Origin of the sequence: Micromonospora sp. C97 (assembly GCF_018070385.1) — a bacterium.
In the GTDB taxonomy this organism is placed as follows: domain Bacteria; phylum Actinomycetota; class Actinomycetes; order Mycobacteriales; family Micromonosporaceae; genus Micromonospora; species Micromonospora parva.
On sequence record NZ_JAGPXU010000008.1, the window covers coordinates 191283 to 207287 of the forward strand.

12 protein-coding genes and 2 tRNA genes are annotated in these 16005 nt (G+C 69.9%); 10 read left to right on the forward strand and 4 right to left on the reverse strand.

All coding sequences use genetic code 11. The annotated features are described in order from the left end of the window. Positions 1 to 106: 106 nt before the first annotated feature. Positions 107 to 595, forward strand: coding sequence for a MarR family winged helix-turn-helix transcriptional regulator (locus KBX26_RS14425; protein ID WP_030331880.1), 489 nt, complete (start codon positions 107 to 109; stop codon positions 593 to 595). On the opposite strand, the gene KBX26_RS14430 is transcribed toward KBX26_RS14425, so the two are convergent. Further along, a complete protein-coding gene (locus tag KBX26_RS14430; protein WP_030331882.1) occupies positions 580 to 1134 on the reverse strand; it encodes a hypothetical protein in 555 nt (184 codons plus the stop codon). The two genes, KBX26_RS14425 and KBX26_RS14430, sit on opposite strands and share 16 nt — an antisense overlap. A 521-nt stretch (positions 1135 to 1655) precedes the next feature. On the opposite strand from KBX26_RS14430, the gene gyrB reads away from it, so the two are divergent. The 6 genes from gyrB (at position 1656) to KBX26_RS14460 (ending at position 8953) form a co-directional block, all read left to right on the forward strand. Then, positions 1656 to 3602 (forward strand): DNA topoisomerase (ATP-hydrolyzing) subunit B, encoded by a 1947-nt coding sequence (gene gyrB / locus KBX26_RS14435; protein ID WP_030331885.1) that lies wholly within the window; start codon positions 1656 to 1658, stop codon positions 3600 to 3602. A 130-nt stretch (positions 3603 to 3732) separates the two neighbouring features. Next, the gene (gene gyrA / locus KBX26_RS14440; RefSeq protein ID WP_156057541.1) at positions 3733 to 7515 is read left to right on the forward strand and encodes an intein-containing DNA gyrase subunit A; all 3783 of its coding nucleotides are present in this window, start codon (positions 3733 to 3735) and stop codon (positions 7513 to 7515) included. Between the two features lie 4 nt (positions 7516 to 7519). Further along, positions 7520 to 8437: a DUF3566 domain-containing protein gene (locus tag KBX26_RS14445; protein WP_030331889.1), complete on the forward strand. Its 918-nt coding sequence runs from the start codon at positions 7520 to 7522 to the stop codon at positions 8435 to 8437. 154 nt (positions 8438 to 8591) lie between these two features. Continuing rightward, positions 8592 to 8665, forward strand: a tRNA-Ile gene (locus KBX26_RS14450). A gap of 42 nt (positions 8666 to 8707) precedes the next feature. Continuing rightward, entirely contained in the window at positions 8708 to 8836 is a 129-nt protein-coding gene (locus KBX26_RS14455; RefSeq protein ID WP_209444550.1) for a DLW-39 family protein, read from the forward strand. Positions 8837 to 8877: 41 nt separating this feature from the next. Continuing rightward, positions 8878 to 8953, forward strand: a tRNA-Ala gene (locus tag KBX26_RS14460). Positions 8954 to 8996: 43 nt separating this feature from the next. Here the strand turns inward: KBX26_RS14460 and KBX26_RS14465 are convergent. Then, entirely contained in the window at positions 8997 to 9179 is a 183-nt protein-coding gene (locus tag KBX26_RS14465) for a tyrosine-type recombinase/integrase (RefSeq protein WP_307857814.1), read from the reverse strand. 296 nt (positions 9180 to 9475) lie between these two features. Here KBX26_RS14465 and KBX26_RS14470 point away from each other — a divergent pair, with 296 nt between their 5' ends. Both KBX26_RS14470 and KBX26_RS14475 read left to right on the forward strand, forming a co-directional pair. Further along, positions 9476 to 9661 (forward strand): hypothetical protein, encoded by a 186-nt coding sequence (locus tag KBX26_RS14470; protein ID WP_210865611.1) that lies wholly within the window; start codon positions 9476 to 9478, stop codon positions 9659 to 9661. A gap of 134 nt (positions 9662 to 9795) precedes the next feature. Continuing rightward, positions 9796 to 10122 (forward strand): hypothetical protein, encoded by a 327-nt coding sequence (locus KBX26_RS14475; protein WP_156057547.1) that lies wholly within the window; start codon positions 9796 to 9798, stop codon positions 10120 to 10122. 78 nt (positions 10123 to 10200) lie between these two features. On the opposite strand, the gene KBX26_RS14480 is transcribed toward KBX26_RS14475, so the two are convergent. Together KBX26_RS14480 and KBX26_RS14485 are read right to left on the reverse strand one after the other, a co-directional pair. Continuing rightward, positions 10201 to 11001: an MBL fold metallo-hydrolase gene (locus tag KBX26_RS14480; RefSeq protein ID WP_210865612.1), complete on the reverse strand. Its 801-nt coding sequence runs from the start codon at positions 10999 to 11001 to the stop codon at positions 10201 to 10203. 61 nt (positions 11002 to 11062) lie between these two features. Next, the gene (locus KBX26_RS14485) at positions 11063 to 15520 is read right to left on the reverse strand and encodes an HAD-IC family P-type ATPase (RefSeq protein ID WP_210865624.1); all 4458 of its coding nucleotides are present in this window, start codon (positions 15518 to 15520) and stop codon (positions 11063 to 11065) included. A gap of 218 nt (positions 15521 to 15738) precedes the next feature. Here KBX26_RS14485 and KBX26_RS14490 point away from each other — a divergent pair, with 218 nt between their 5' ends. Further along, positions 15739 to 15999, forward strand: coding sequence for a hypothetical protein (locus tag KBX26_RS14490; RefSeq protein WP_210862586.1), 261 nt, complete (start codon positions 15739 to 15741; stop codon positions 15997 to 15999). The last annotated feature ends 6 nt before the right edge of the window (positions 16000 to 16005 follow it).

Below are 16005 nucleotides of genomic sequence, written 5' to 3' on the forward strand. Positions count from 1 at the left end.
GTCGTCCCGCCGGGCCAGGCCCGCCGCACGAGCAGACCGTTGGGGTACGAATGATTGGTGCACCAATGATCGGTACGATAGTCATCGTGCGGAGGGAGGGCAACCGATGAGCGAACGACCGGACGGCGTCGACCCGCTGGCCCTGGAGCAGCAGGTGTGCTTCGCCCTCTCGGTCGCCGCGCGCAGCGTGGTGGCCGTCTACCGGCCGCTGCTGGAACCGATGGGGTTGACCCACCCGCAGTACCTGGTGATGTTGGCCCTCTGGCAGCACGCGCCGTTGTCCGGCCGCGACCTCAGCCGCCTGCTCCAGCTCGACCCGGGCACGCTGTCACCCCTGCTCAAGCGCCTTGAGGCGGGCGGCTACCTGCGCCGGGAACGCGACCCGAGCGACGAGCGCAGCCTCGCCGTCACCCTCACCGCCAGCGGCGCCGCGCTGCGGAGTCAGGCCGAACTGATCCCGGCCGCGATCGTGCAGCGGCTCGGGCTGCCCGTCGAGGACCTGCAACACCTGCACGCGGTGCTCACACAGCTGATCTCAGCCGCCAACCGGCCGGCCGGCCCGGAGACGGACGCGGCGGCTCAGGCGTCGGCGTAGACGGCGAACCCGCGCTCGGCGCAGCGCCGGTAGAACGCCGCCAGCACGCCCAGCTCGGCGCAGGTGAAGTTCCACTGCGGCGGATCGCCGCGCTCGTCGCGCAGCGCGTCGAGCCGACTCTCCAGCCAGCGCAGCTGCTGTTCGGCCAACCGGCCGTCGCCGAGCAGAGCACGCAGCACGGTGCTCACCGACTCGAAGGTGACCGCCTCGCCGGTCGGGCGGTGTGCGGCCACGAACCGTTCGATGCCGCTCGCGATCCAGGAGCAGCCGTCCGGGTCGATCACCGGGTCCTCGTCCTCGGCGGCGGCGTCTGTGGCGTACAACACACCTTCGAGGCCGAGCAGGAGATCCACCAACTCGGTGTACGCGGTCGCCCGGATGGTGCCGGTCTTCGCGATGAGCTCGGCCAGCGCCGCGGTCGGCGCGGAGATGCGCGGTAGGTCGACGATCTCGCCGAAGTCGACGAACTCGGCCGGCGCCACCGGATCGTAGAAGCGGCCGGTCCGCGGCCAGTGCACCGCGACGTTGTCCAGCCCCATCTGTCACCTCTTAAAGAGCACGTGTCGGGTCGATCGGGTCGATCGTCCCGGTTCCAACCGGTAAAGATCAAGGCTGGTTCCGGGGCGCCGCAAACGTACGGCACTGACGGTTTGGCCGCGACCCCCGACCCGCCCGACCGCGGGTCAACCCGTTCCGGGGCGGCGCGTGCGAAGCGGGCCTGGCGTGTGGGGGGAGTCGTGGGCGACGGGGTTCTGCCGGCTATGGACTTCTCAGCCGCCTCGCTGAGGGTGCCGAGTGGTGGTTCTGTCCTCCGCGCACAGTAGGATTGACAGTGAGACGAAGACCCGGTGCGGGAGTGGGACGGGGCCGGTGGCCCAGGTTCATTCTCCACGTCGGGTCGAGCCGATCGCGATCCGCGGGCAACCGCGGCGACCGGCGCGTTCGACCCGCTGTCCGGAGGTCTCCGGCGCCGGTCCGCGCGCCGACGTCGCGTCCTGTCCGCCGAACCCGCGCCCGACGCGCCCCTACCGGCGCGGCTGACGCGAGAAAGTGGCCGAGGGTGGCAGCGCAGGACAAGCAGGAGTACGGCGCAGAGTCGATCACCGTTCTCGAGGGGCTGGAGGCCGTTCGCAAGCGGCCCGGTATGTACATCGGGTCCACCGGCGAACGCGGTCTGCACCACCTCGTCTGGGAGGTTGTCGACAACGCTGTCGACGAGGCGCTGGCCGGATACTGCGACACCATCGACGTGGTGCTGCTCGCCGACGGCGGCGTCCGGGTCACCGACAACGGCCGTGGTTTCCCGGTCGACCTTCACCCGAAGCTCAAGAAGCCGGGTGTCGAGGTCGCGCTGACCGTGCTGCACGCCGGCGGCAAGTTCGACGGCAAGGCGTACGCGGTCTCCGGTGGTCTGCACGGCGTCGGTGTCTCCGTGGTGAACGCTCTCTCCACCCGAATGGCCGTGGAGATCCACAAGTCCGGTTTCGTCTGGCGGCAGCAGTACACCAACTCCAAGCCCAGCCCACTGGACAAGGGCGAGGCCACCGACCGCACCGGCTCGGCGGTCTCCTTCTGGCCCGACCCCGACGTCTTCGAGACAGTCGACTTCGACTTCCAGACCATCTACCGGCGGCTGCAGGAGATGGCCTTCCTCAACCGGGCCCTCCGCATCCACCTGCTCGACGAGCGGGTGGCCGAGGAGGAGGACGGCCGCCAGCGCGAGGTCACCTTCTTCTACGAGGGCGGCATCGCGGACTTCGTCCGGCACCTCAACGCCTCGAAGAGCCCGATCCACAAGACCGTGGTCGAGTTCGAGGCCGAAGAGGAGGGCATGTCACTTGAGATCGCCATGCAGTGGAACGAGTCGTACGGCGAGTCGGTCTACACCTTCGCCAACACCATCAACACCCACGAGGGCGGCACGCACGAGGAGGGCTTCCGGTCCGCGCTGACCAGCGTGGTCAACCGGTACGGCACCGACAAGAAGCTGCTCAAGGGCGACGAGAAGCTCTCCGGCGAGGACATCCGCGAAGGGCTCGCGGCGATCATCTCGGTCAAGCTGGCCAACCCGCAGTTCGAGGGTCAGACCAAGACCAAGCTGGGCAACACCCCGGTGAAGAGCTTCGTGCAGCGGGTCTGCAACGACCGGCTGGTCGACTGGTTCGACCGCAACCCGGCCGAGGCCAAGATGATCATCACGAAGGCCTCCCAGGCGGCCCGGGCCCGGATCGCCGCGCAGCAGGCGCGCAAGCTGGCCCGGCGCAAGTCGCTGCTGGAGTCCGGCTCGATGCCGGGCAAGCTGGCGGACTGCCAGTCGACCGACCCCCGCGAGTCCGAGGTGTTCATCGTCGAGGGTGACTCGGCCGGCGGCTCGGCCAAGCAGGGTCGCGACCCACGGACCCAGGCGATCCTGCCGATCCGCGGCAAGATCCTCAACGTGGAGAAGGCCCGGATCGACCGGGTGCTGAAGAACAACGAGGTCCAGGCGCTGATCACCGCGCTGGGCACCGGCATCCACGACGACTTCGACATGGAGAAGCTGCGGTACCACAAGGTGGTGCTGATGGCCGACGCGGACGTCGACGGCCAGCACATCCAGACGCTGCTGCTCACCCTGCTGTTCCGCTTCATGCGTCCGCTCGTCGAGATGGGGCACGTCTACCTGGCCGCCCCGCCGCTCTACAAGATCAAGTGGAACAAGAAGGGCGACGACGCCCAGTACGCCTACTCCGACCGCGAGCGGGACGGCCTGATCCTGCTGCGCCAGCAGAAGAAGCCGAACGCCAAGCCGGACGACATCCAGCGCTTCAAGGGCCTCGGCGAGATGAACTATCCCGAGCTGTGGGAAACCACCATGAACCCGGCGACGCGTACCCTGCGTCAGGTCACTCTCGACGACGCGGCGACCGCCGACGAGTTGTTCAGTGTGCTGATGGGTGAGGACGTCGAGGCGCGCCGATCGTTCATTCAGCGCAACGCCAAGGACGTGCGGTTCCTGGATATCTGACGGACTGCGCCGGATCGGCCGGGCACTGCCCGGCCGATCCGGCGGTCCACAGAGTTATCCACAGCTTGGCCGGTATCCACAGCGGTTATCCACAGCACGAAAACGACTCTGAGTCTGATAAGGGTATACAGTGACCGATTCTCCCGAGTCCACACCGAACGAGCCCGAGGTTCCCGCCGAGGCCATCGCCGCGGTGGTCGCGCACGACCGGATCGAACCGGTCGGGCTCGAGGTGGAGATGCAGCGCTCCTACCTCGACTACGCGATGAGCGTCATCGTCGGTCGCGCGCTGCCGGACGTCCGGGACGGCCTCAAGCCGGTCCACCGCAAGATCCTCTACGCGATGTTCGACTCCGGCTACCGTCCGGACCGCGGCTACGTGAAGTGCTCCCGCGTCGTCGGTGACGTGATGGGTCAGTTCCACCCGCACGGCGACTCCGCGATCTACGACGCGCTGGTCCGGATGGCGCAGCCCTGGTCGCTGCGCTACCCGCTGGTCGACGGCAACGGCAACTTCGGCTCACCCGGTAACGATCCCGCCGCCGCGATGCGCTACTGCCTCACCGGGGATGTCCGGATTCGCACCGCTGACGGTAGCGTGCGGATCGCGGACGTGGTGGCCGATGCGGCGCCGTCCAGCGAGACCGACATCGACCTCAAGGTCCGCGACCGCAACGGCGACCTGGTTCGCGCCAGCAAGTTCTTCCATTCCGGCGAGCACCCGACGCTGCGGCTCCGCACCCGCGAGGGGTACGAGCTGACCGGCACCCACAACCACCCGGTGCTCTGCCTGGTGGACGTGGCCGGCGTGCCGACCCTGCTGTGGAAGCTGCTCGCCGAGATCTCCCCCGGCGACCGCGTTGTCCTCCAGCGCAGCGTGCCGGACGAGATCGGCTACCCGATGCTGGAGCACGTCGAGGCCGCCGTCCTCGCCGGCGCCTTCGTCAGTGAGGGCTGGGTCTCCCCGAGCCGCGCCGGGTTCAACAACGTGGACCGGGAGTTCTTCGTCCGTGTTCTCGCGGCCTACGACCTGGCCGTCGGCGGCCCCCGCTACGTGAGTGAGCGGGTCATCGCCTCCGGCAGCACCCTGCACGAACTCGATGTGCAGGACCTCACCGCGCTGCGCGAGAGCCTTCTGGGCGACATGATGGGCGCGCGCAGCGCCGCGAAGTTCGTTCCCGAGTTCGTCTGGCAGGGGCCGGCAGCGGTCAAGCGGGCCTTCCTCCAGGCGCTGTTCGAGGGCGACGGCTCGTCGTCGCTGCTGCCGCGCAACACCATGCAGATCTCGTACTCGACTCGCAGCCAGCGATTGGCGGCCGAGGTCCAGCAGTTGCTGCTGGAGTTCGGCGTGGTCAGCCGGCAGACCCGCTACGACAGTGGCGAGATCAAGGTCGTGGTGACCAACCGGCGCGACGCGCGGATCTTCGCCGCGCACGTCGGCTTCCTCGGCCGTAAGCAGGCCAAGCTGGAGGCCGAGCTGGCCCAGGTGCCGGCGAGCAGCACGGCGCTCTCCAGCGACCACGTGCCGCTGGTCGGCGACTTCATCCGTGAGCACGGCGCGACGCGCTGGACGGAGCAGGACTGGCTGCGCCGGCACAACGTGGACCGCGTCGAACGGTGGGAGCGGGACCGGGACGAGATCGCGGCCCGGATCACCAACTCCGAGGTGCTCGACGTGGTCGAGCCGTTGGTCGACGGCCGGTTCTACTACGCCGAGGTGGCGCAGATCACTGACGCCGGTGTGCAGCCGGTCTACAGCGTCCGAGTCGACACCGACGACCACTCGTTCGTCTCGGACGGGTTCGTCAGCCACAACACCGAGTGCAAGCTCGACCCGCTCGCGATGGAGATGCTGCGGGACATCGACGAGGACACCGTCGACCTGCAGGACAACTACGACGGCCGGGCCAAGGAGCCCACCATCCTGCCGTCGCGGATCCCCAACCTCCTGGTGAACGGCTCCGAGGGCATCGCGGTCGGCATGGCCACCAAGATCCCGCCGCACAACCTGCGGGAGATCGGCGCGGCGGTGCAGTGGTGCCTGGAGCACCCGGACGAGGACGAGGAGACCACCCTCGAAGCCCTGCTCGGCATCGTCAAGGGCCCGGACTTCCCGACCTACGGCCTGATCGTCGGCACCACAGCGATCCAGGACGCGTACCGCACCGGTCGCGGCTCGATCCGGATGCGCGCCGTGGTGGAGGTCGAGGAGGACAAGCGGGGTCGCCCCTGCCTGGTTGTCAGCGAGCTGCCCTACCAGGTCAACCCGGACAACCTCGCCGAGCGGATCGCCGAGCTGATCAAGGAGGGCAAGCTCGCCGGGATCGCCGACATCCGCGACGAGTCCTCCGGTCGTACCGGCATGCGGATCGTGCTGGTGCTCAAGCGCGACGCCGTCGCGAAGGTCGTGCTGAACAACCTCTACAAGCACACCCAGCTCCAGGAGACCTTCGGCGCGAACATGCTGGCCCTGGTCGACGGGGTGCCGCGCACGCTCAACCTGGCGCAGTTCATCCGCTACTACGTCGAGCACCAGATCGACGTGATCCGCCGGCGGACCGCGTTCCGGCTGCGTAAGGCCGAGGAGCGGGCGCACATCCTGCGCGGTCTGGGCAAGGCGCTGGACGCGCTGGACGAGGTGATCGCCCTGATCCGGCGTTCGCCGACCGTGGACGACGCGCGGCAGGGCCTGATCCGGCTGCTGGAGATCGACGAGATCCAGGCGACCGCGATCCTGGACATGCAGCTGCGCCGGCTCGCCGCGTTGGAGCGGCAGCGGATCGTGGACGACCTGGCCAAGCTCGAGCTGGAGATCGCCGACCTCAAGGACATCCTCGCCAAGCCGGAGCGGCAGCGGAAGATCGTCTCGGAGGAGCTGGGCGAGATCGTCGCCAAGTGGGGCGACGACCGCCGGACGCAGATCATCCCGTTCGACGGCGAGGTCTCGATGGAGGACCTCATCGCCCGCGAGGACGTGGTCGTCACGATCACCCGCACCGGGTACGCCAAGCGGACCAAGGTCGATCTGTACCGCTCGCAGCGACGCGGCGGTAAGGGCGTCAGCGGCGCCACGCTGCGGCAGGACGACATCGTCAGCCACTTCTTCGTCTGCTCGACCCACGACTGGATCTTGTTCTTCACGAACAAGGGCCGGGTCTACCGGGCCAAGGCGTACGAGTTGCCGGAGGCCAGTAGGGTAGCCAAGGGCCAACACGTGGCCAATCTGCTCGCCTTCCTGCCCGACGAGCAGATCGCGCAGATCATTGAGATCCCGAACTACCAGGTAGCCCCCTATCTGGTACTGGCCACGAAGAACGGCCTGGTGAAGAAGACGCGGCTCGAGGAGTTCGACTCCAACCGTTCCGGCGGCATCATCGCGATCAACCTTCGCGATGAGGACGAGCTGGTCGGTGCTGCGCTGGTTGCCCCGGAGAACGACCTGCTGCTGGTCTCGAAGAAGGCACAGGCGATCCGGTTCAACGCCTCCGACGAGGCGCTGCGGCCGATGGGCCGGGCCACCTCGGGCGTGATCGGCATGCGCTTCACGGACGACGACGTCCTGCTGGCCATGGAGGTCGTGCGGGAAGGTTTGGACGTTCTGGTGGCCACGAACGGGGGATATGCCAAGCGCACCCCGATCGAGGAATACCCGGTGCAGGGCCGGGGAGGTAAGGGCGTGTTGACTGCGAAGATCACCGAACGGCGCGGTGGTCTGGTTGGCGCGGTGGTGATCGATCCGGACGACGAGCTGTTCGCGATCACCAGCAATGGTGGTGTCATTCGGACTCCGGTGAAGCCTGTACGCCGTACGCGTGACCGGAACACAATGGGGGTCAAGCTGATGGACCTCCCGGACGGCGTGACTATCGTGGCGATTGCTCGCAATGCCGACGAGCCTGACGAACAGGACTAGTTGAATGACGGAGACACAGGCGAAGTCGGGGAACACGGGGACCTCGGCCAACCCGGTCGACGAGGAGGCCGCCAAGGGCGGCACACCAGCGACCGGCCGCGCGGCCGTAGGCCGGGCGACGGTCCCCGCCGATGCGCCTGCCCCGAAGTTCACCAGGGCTCCAGGTATGACGCCCCCGCCGGAGCAGCCGGGCGAGGACGACGGGGCGGGTGACAAGACCGAGGCGACGCCCAGCGCCGAGGCGCCGACGTCGGCCGCCGCCAACCCTCCGGGTCCGGCGGCGACACCCTCGACCCGTCCGACGACCACCCAGCCGATCGGTGTCCGGCCCGGCCAGGCGACGTCGGCCGGGTCCACCGGCACCCAGCCGCGGATCACCCCCGGCATGACCCAGCCGCAGCCGGAGGCGGCGCGTGGCACTGCCACTGCCGGCCGTCCGGCCAGCGGCGGTGGCCTGCCGCCGGGGATCGGCAACCCGTCCGCCGTGGGGGCCGCCCGCGTCGGTGACGCGGTGCGCGCGGCGCGTACGTCGGTCAGCTCGGCCGCCTCCCGCGGGCCGCGCCGGGCCCGGCTGAACCTGAAGCGGATCGACCCGTGGTCCGTGATGAAGTTCGCATTCGCGGTGTCGGTGGTGCTCTTCATCGTCGTGGTGGTCGCCACCTCGGTGCTCTACCTGGCGCTGGACGCGATGGGTGTGTTCCAGAGCGTCAACGAGAGCCTGAGCGACCTGGTCAACGCCGGTGGTGGGCAGAGCACCAGCGGCTTCCAGATCACCGCCAAGGGCGTGATTCTCAGCTCGGCGCTGATCGGCCTGGTCAACGTGGTGCTGTTCACCGCGCTGGCCACGCTCGGCGCGTTCGTCTACAACGTCTGCGCCGACCTGGTCGGCGGGATCGAGCTGACCCTCGCCGAGCGGGACTGAGCCAACCGGGACGCCGGAGCATCGCGGAATGCGGTCGCTCCGGCGTCCCGTACTCAGGTAGGTTTTTGCAGGCGACGACGGGCCCCGGCTCGCAGCCTCGGACCCCGATTTGGGGCCGGCAGAGCGGATGGGTTAATCTTGCTCGTCGCAACGCGGGGCTATAGCTCAGTCGGTTAGAGCGCAGAGCTGATAACTCTGAGGTCGATGGTTCGATTCCATCTAGCCCCACCGCAAGTCGTCCGACGGTAGTCGAGCGCGAGGGGTCGCCCCATGTTCAAGAAGCTGCTGATTCTGGCTGGCGTCGTCGGTGTGGCCGCCGTCGTGTTCAACAAGATCAAGGCGTCGAACGATGAGCGTGCCCTGTGGCACGAGGCGACCACCGCGCCCGACCTGCGCTGACGTCCGGCCCGGCGACGAGTGATCGTCGCGGTGGCCACCACGGGGCCCTAGCTCAACTGGCAGAGCACTGCCTTTGCAAGGCAGGGGTTAGGGGTTCGAGTCCCCTGGGCTCCACCAGCACCTTCCCCGGTTGATCTCGGTCGGAGTGCAGCCAAGCCGGTTACGCCATCCCCTCCTGGCCGAGAATTCGGTCAATGGCCGAGGCAGCCTGACGAGCCCGCGCCGGCAGAACGTGGCCGTAGGTGTCGGCCGTCATCCGGATCGTGGAGTGCCCAAACACCTCCATCACCGTCCGCAGCTCCTCGCCCTGGTCGAGCAGGAACGTGGCGAACGCGTGCCGCACGTCGTGCAGGTGCGATGTGGCGACCTACGGCTTCGAAGACCTCCAGTTCTACAGTGAGGTCGCCCAGCCGATCGAGCACTGGTCACTGCGCGAAGAGGTCGCCGACGGAGCCCTCCGGGACCAGGCCAACCCACATTCTGACCCGACACGCATCCGCGACACAGATCGCTGCTGGGCCGAAGCTGTAACGGGCATCCATGGAATCACCTGCCACCCCGACGTGGGTCATGACAGTGGGGTATGCCGGCGTGTCGCCCGCTTGGTGTGAGGACGACGGCGCCACGGATGACTCACGTGTGAACCCGATCGCCATATCGAGAATAGGCGATCATGCGACCACCCTGAGCGCGGTCGTCGCGGCCGTCACCGAACAAGAGGCCCGCGAGATCGGACTGGTCGGCCTCGGACGTTGGGCGCATCGGATCGGCCTCAGCACGCACAATCCGACCGTGGTGGCGCTGGTTGCCAGGGGCATCGGATAGTCGGAACACCCCGGCGCTACCCGGTTCGTCTGGTTGAGGTCAAGGCAAGTCGGTCGATCCAATCCGGAATGGATGGACCCGGGCGACGCGCCACGCCGTGGGTTTAGCCCCCTGCTCGCAGGGGATCCGCGCTCATGCGGATAGACATCGATGAGCCGAATGCTGTCGAACAGTTCTGGGAAGGGATGCGGGAGGTCGCCGCCGCCGCTACCCGGCACCAGGACGACGACCTGTACCAGGCGATCGTCAAGATCGGCAGATCCGCTCTCGCCCAGGGGGTCGAACTGGTGCCGTCCAGTGGCTTCTTCCTGCAGTGCCCCGTCTGCAGCGCCAGGTCAGGCCAGCGCTGCATCAACGTGCCGGCCCACCCGTTGAGCGAGGACGCACTCCATCCGGCGCGCGTCGAGCTGGCCGAGAAGGCGATCAGCGGTGAAATCCCACTGCCTGCGCCGATCCGGTGACCACTCTTCCGACGACGCGGAGCTGTCTCCGTGACGTGACTCGTTGGGTGATTCGCACGGCCGGGATCGGCGGCGCGGTCAGGCGGGCTGGGTGAGTGAGATGGTTTCGCCGCGCGTGACGGTGCGCACCTGCCCTGCCCAGCCACGACGGCGGGCCTCCTCGACGAAATGCGCCAGCGGGGAGCGGAAGACCGGATAGTCGTCGTAATGGATTGGCACGGTCAGCCGCGGACGGACCAGCTCCACCAGGTCCGCACCCTGGCGGGCGTCCATGGTGAGCAGGATCCCGGCGACCTTCGTGCCGCCGAGGTGGATCAGCATCGCGTCGATGTCCGGGTAGCGTTCGGGGATCGCGGTGAGCAGCGGCCGGTTGAGGGTGTCGCCGGTGACGTAGAGCCGGAATTCCCGCCGCCCGGAGCGCTCCACGTCGATCATCGTGCCCATCACGTCGGGCATCAGCAGGTCGAGCACGCCCGGGCCGTGTTGTCCGGGCATTGAGGTGAGGCGCACTGTCGTACCGTCGCGGTGCAGTTCCCGGGACGACCACGTCGGCAGGCCCTGTGCGGCCTGGAAGCCCCAGCGGCGCAGCTTGCGTTCCGCAGCGGGGGTGGTGACGATCGGCAGCTCCCGGTCCAGTTCCCGACGGGCCACCCGGTCGAAGTGGTCGCCGTGCAGATGGGAGAGGACCACCGCGTCCAGTTCGGGAAGCTGGGCGATCCGCAGTGCCGGGTCCGTGCGCCGGCGCGACCACAACCCCTTGCCCAGGTACGCCCGCTGGCCCCGGTGCAGAAAGTTCGGGTCGGTCAGCAGGGTGAATCCGCCGATCCGTAGCACCGTCGTGGCGGTACCGATGAACGTCACCTGCGGTTGCGCTGCCACGGTGTCCACCTCCTCCGGCTCCGGTACCCCGGTGAGCCGGCGGCATGCGGCGTGCCGACGCTCAGTGCGTCGAGTCGCTGTTGTCAGTCGAGACGGTGTCGGGTCGGGCCTGGGGCACGTGCTCCATCAGCTTCGTGAGTGCGCCGTTGGCGAAGGTGGCACCGAGCGCCGACCCGGCTCCGATGGTCCAGCCGACCGGCCCGAGCGGGGTGCAGCCGAAGAACTGGCTCACCCCCGGCGTCTGCACCACCACGACCAGCACGCCCAGTGATGCCACGGTGGAGGCCAGCACGGCCGGGCTGGTGCCGCCGGCCAGGATGGTCTGCCCGAGTTGGGTGCCGACCAGGGAGACCAGGGCGACGGTGCCCGCCCGTTGGCGGCGTCCGGTGTAGCGGGCCAACGTCCAACCCGCTGTCGCGCCCAGCGTGGTGGCCGTCGCCCGCAGCCCGATCTCCCTGGTGAGGCTCTCGCCGAGCGCCCTGTCCGGGCCCTCCCGCAGCAGCGCGTCGGCGCGGTCCGACGCGGGTGGCCGGACCGCGATGGCCAGCGCCGGCGCCAGGTCGGTGAGCAGGTTGACCAGCAGCAGTTGTCGCCCGGTGAGCGCGGAACGGCCGGTCGCCGCGGCGCTGAGCACACTGAAGGCGATCTCGCCGAGGTTGCCGCCGACCAGGATGCTCAGCGCGTGCCGCACCGACGACCACATCGCCCGCCCTTCGATCAGGGTCGCGATGATGGTTTCCAACCGGTCGTCGGTGACCACCAGGTCGGCTGCGGCGCGGGCGGCCGGGGTGCCCCGTTGGCCGAGGGCGATGCCGACGTCGGCCAGCCGGATCGCCGGGGCGTCGTTGGCGCCATCGCCGGTCATCGCCACTGTCCGCCCGCACTTCTGCAACGCTTGGATGATCCGCACCTTGTGGGCAGGGGTGCAGCGGGCCACCACGTCGGTGTTGGTCAACCGTTCCGCGAGCGCGTCGTCGTCCAGTTGGTCGAGTTCACCGGCGGTGACCACCCGCTGTTCGTCGTGGTCGCTGATGGTGGCGGCGATCGCCTCGGCGGTGGCCGGATGATCGCCGGTGATCATGATGGTGTGCACGCCAGCCTGCCGGATCCGGCGTACCGCCGGGGCGGCGCTCTCCCGCACACCGTCGGCGAGGGCCAGGAAACCCACGAAGGTGAGCCCTCGAACGTCGGAGTCGGTGACCGTCGAGTCGTTCACCGGGCACTCGGCGACGGCCAGGATCCGGTTTCCGGCACCGGCCCGGTCGGCGAGCATCCGTTCCAACTCGGCGCGGCCGGCGTCGTCCAGCGGCTCCTGACGGCCGTCGGTGCGTCGGGACGAGCAGCGGGGCAGCACCGTCTCCGGAGCACCCTTGACGCTCAACAGCAGGTGACCGTCGGTCCGTCCGATGCTCGCGTGGTAGCCGCGGGACGGCTCGAACGGCAGGCCCCCGGCAGCGTGCCAGCCGGCGGCACCGGTCTGCTCCACCACGCCGGCCTCCCCGGCGCCCCGCCGGACCGCCCGGTCGGTCTGCAACGCCAACTCCTCCGGATTCTTCGCGGCGGGGGTGGCCCGCAGCGCCGCGGCCAACGTCATCCGGAGCCGGTCGTCCAACCGGTCCACCGGCGCGTACCGGTCACCGACGCCGTCGCCGACTCCGGCGAGCAGCAACTGGCCCTCGGTGAGGGTGCCGGTCTTGTCGAAGCAGAGCACGTCCACCCGGCCCAACGCCTCGATGGTGCGCGGGTTGCGGACCAACGCGCCGTGCTCGGCCAGCCGCCGGGCCGCGGCCAGCTGCGCCGCGCTGACCAGGAACGGCAACCCCTCCGGCACCGACGCCACGGCGAGGTTCGCGGCGGTCGCCGCCGTTTCGGCCAGGGGTACGCCCCGAAGCAGGCCCGCGCCGGCCACCGCTATCGCGGAACCGGCCGCCAGCGGGATGGCGGTGCTGGTCAACGAGCCGAGCCGAGCCTCCACCCCACTGGTCGGGGGTGCCTGCCGCACCAACGCGAGGCTGCGCCCGGCCTCGGTGTCGTTGCCGGTCGCCACCACCACTGCGGTGCCGTGCCCGGCGGCGACCGTGGTGCCCTCGTAGAGCATCGAGTGCCGGTCGGCGACGGCGGCGGCGACCACCGGCCGGTTGGACTTGGCGACCGGCAGCGACTCACCGGTCAGCGACGACTCGTCGGCCTCCAGGCCCACCGACTCGAGCACCCGGCAGTCGGCGGGCACCGAGTCTCCCGGTTCGAGGGCGATGACGTCCCCGAGGACCAGGTCCTCGGCGGCGAGCACCTGATCGGCGCCGTCCCGGCGGACCCGTGCGGTCACCGCCGACCGCGACAGCAGCTCCGCCAGTGACCTCTCGGTGTTGCGTTCGTGCACCGCCCCGATCAGGGCGGACCCACCGACCACGCTGCTCACCAGCGCGGCGTCGACAAGTGAACCGAACGACGCGGAGAGCACCGCCCCGGCGGCCAGCACCGGGGTGAGTGGGTTGGACAGCTCGTCCAGGAAGGCGCGCAGCAGCCCACCACTTCCGGGTTCGGCACCGCCGTCGGCGCCCGAGCTGTGGCGTCGGCGCTGCGCTTCCGCGCTGGTCAGGCCGTCCGGCGTGGAGCGCAGGTGGTCGAGCACCGTACCGACGGGCATCAGGTGCCAGGCGGTCGTCACCGGTGCCGGGGTGTCCGACTGGTCGTGCAACCGGCGGGCCTGCCAGACCCCGTTCGCGAAGGCCAACCCGGCCGCGCCGTTCACCGCGACGAGCGACCGGCCGGGCAGTTCGGTCGGCGGGGCCGTGAACGCGCCCAGCGCCCCGAGACCGGTGCCGGCCATGGCCAGCCGAATGTTCTGCTGGGCGGTACGCCGAGCCACCCCGGTCGCCTCGATCACCAGGGCCACCACCCGCAGGTCGGCACCGACCAGCAGGTGTGCGCCCCACGGGGGCAGCTCCTCCGGCGCGGCGAACCCGAGACCGCAGTCGGACGCGCCGAGCGCCTTGCGGTCGGCGGAGACGAGCATCACCATCGCGCCGTCGCGCTGTAGTCTGCGGACCGACTCGACCAATTGGTCCCCGCCGGGCAGCATCGCGTCGGCGAAGCCGTACCGCTGCTCGTCGCCACCGGCAACGATCAGCCGCAGGCCGGCCCGCCGCGCGGCGGCCGGCAGCCCGTCGACACCGGGTGCGGGTTCCGGCTCGACCCGCAGGAGGGCGGCGAGCCGGTCGCCGTGGGCGAGGCCGAGCAGTTGGCCGCCGGCCGAGCGCAGCCGGCCCGCGTCCGCGATGGCGTCCAGGTGGTTCGCGGGCATCTGGTCCAACGGTCCGAGCCGCCAGCCGTCCGCCGCACGGGAAGCGGCCGGATCGTCCGGGTCGAACAACGCGAAGGCCCGCTCGGCCACCTCGTCGACGTCCGCGTCGGACGCCGGCGCCAGGTCGGCGAGTACGCCCCGGTCCGAGCCGAGCACCGCGGCGTCGAGCACGAGCGTGTCGATCCGGTCCAACTCCCGCAGCACACTGCGGTCCATCGCGATCACCCCGCGCCGCGCCAGCATCCGGCCGAGCTGGGCGGCGTACCCCTCACGTCCACTGCCGGGCGCCTTCGGCAGCGCCGACAGGCCCAGCGCGGCGGCCCGCTTGCGCCCGGCGAAGGGCACCGCCGCCGCGCCGGCCGCCGCGCCGGCGGCGAGCATCCGGTTGATGTACCGCTCGACCGGGCCGTGCGGCTTGGGTCGGGGACGGTCGGCTATCGGCCACCGGGCGACGGCACGCTCGGGGTCCCCGGTCAGTCGGGGTTCCGCGTTTTCCCAGGCGGAGAACTGGGCCCGGTCCTCACCCCACTCCACGAGCCGTTGGGCGCCGTCGAGGACGATGCCGGTCCAGCGGCCGGTGAGACCCTGCACCACGGCCTCGGCCAGCGGGAAGAGGACCTCCGCGCGCGGGTCGGAGCGCAGTGTCCTGCCGAGGAACGCGTGCAGCTTCGGTTGCAGGTCGACCGCCGCCAGCACGCCGGCCACCTCACCGGGCAGCGGCGCGAACGGCAGGATCCGGGTGGCCGCCCAGAGGGTCAGACCCAGCGCGTCCGAGGCGAGCGCGCCGAGGGTGCGCGGGTTGTGGGGGCCCTCCTCGGGCGGGTGCGGGGGTGGGATCTCCGGATCGGGCTCGTGATCGCAGGTCCGTTCGACCCGGCTGATGGTGGCGATGAGGTCGTCGAGATCCGGTTCGGGGGCCTGCACGGCCACCACCACCCGCCCGGATGGAGCGTTCACCCTGGCCCAGGCCACCCCGGGCATCCGCTCCAGCGCACCCTCGACCTGCCGGGCGAGCTGGTCGCCGCCCTCCTGGCACACGCCGTGTACCTCGATGTGGTGCCGACCGGGGCGTGACCAGACCCGACGCCGGCTGAGCCCGACCGACCGGGCCAGCCGGGTCGCGGCCGACCCGACGGTCCGGGACGCCTCGCCGATCAGGTGCGGCACGCCGAAGGACGGCAGGATGCGGCCGGCAGCGCGACCCGCCGCCGTCATCGAGGCGTACGGCTGGACGGACGCCAGCCCGGCTCCCTGTTGCCGCTGGTCCTGACCTTGGCCATGTCGTCCTCCCACCGCGCTCACGTCCGGCGGCCTGGCTTCCCGACCTGCCATCCGTTATGCCCCCTGAGCGGCGGAATTTTCCGTCGTCGCTGGCGCATGGACGGGTTGGGCCGTGGAATCCGACGAGCATCACCGGACATGGGGAGGCCGGCATGAGCACGCTGACGCGACATCTCAACGGTTCGCGGGAGAACATGCGGATGTACAGCCGTCGGGTCCAACTGCCGATGCTGGGTGACGTGGCGGTGCCGCCACCGGACAAGGTCGTCTACTACGCCGGGCTCGGCGTGCTCGCCGCGCTGCAGGTCATCGAGTGGCCGATCGCTGTGGTGATCACCGCCGGCCACGTGTTGGCAGACCAGCATTTTTCCGGTCTGGCGCGCGGTCTCGGGGAGGTTCTGCAGGACGCGTGACGAGAG

Coding starts and splice junctions, on each gene's coding strand:
- KBX26_RS14425 (WP_030331880.1), top strand. CDS start 107: ATGAGCGAACGACCGGACGGCGTCGACCCGCTGGCCCTGGAGCAGCAG.
- KBX26_RS14430 (WP_030331882.1), bottom strand. CDS start 1,134: ATGGGGCTGGACAACGTCGCGGTGCACTGGCCGCGGACCGGCCGCTTC.
- KBX26_RS14445 (WP_030331889.1), top strand. CDS start 7,520: ATGACGGAGACACAGGCGAAGTCGGGGAACACGGGGACCTCGGCCAAC.
- KBX26_RS14455 (WP_209444550.1), top strand. CDS start 8,708: ATGTTCAAGAAGCTGCTGATTCTGGCTGGCGTCGTCGGTGTGGCCGCC.
- KBX26_RS14475 (WP_156057547.1), top strand. CDS start 9,796: ATGCGGATAGACATCGATGAGCCGAATGCTGTCGAACAGTTCTGGGAA.
- KBX26_RS14485 (WP_210865624.1), bottom strand. CDS start 15,520: ATGACGGCGGCGGGTCGCGCTGCCGGCCGCATCCTGCCGTCCTTCGGC.
- KBX26_RS14490 (WP_210862586.1), top strand. CDS start 15,739: ATGAGCACGCTGACGCGACATCTCAACGGTTCGCGGGAGAACATGCGG.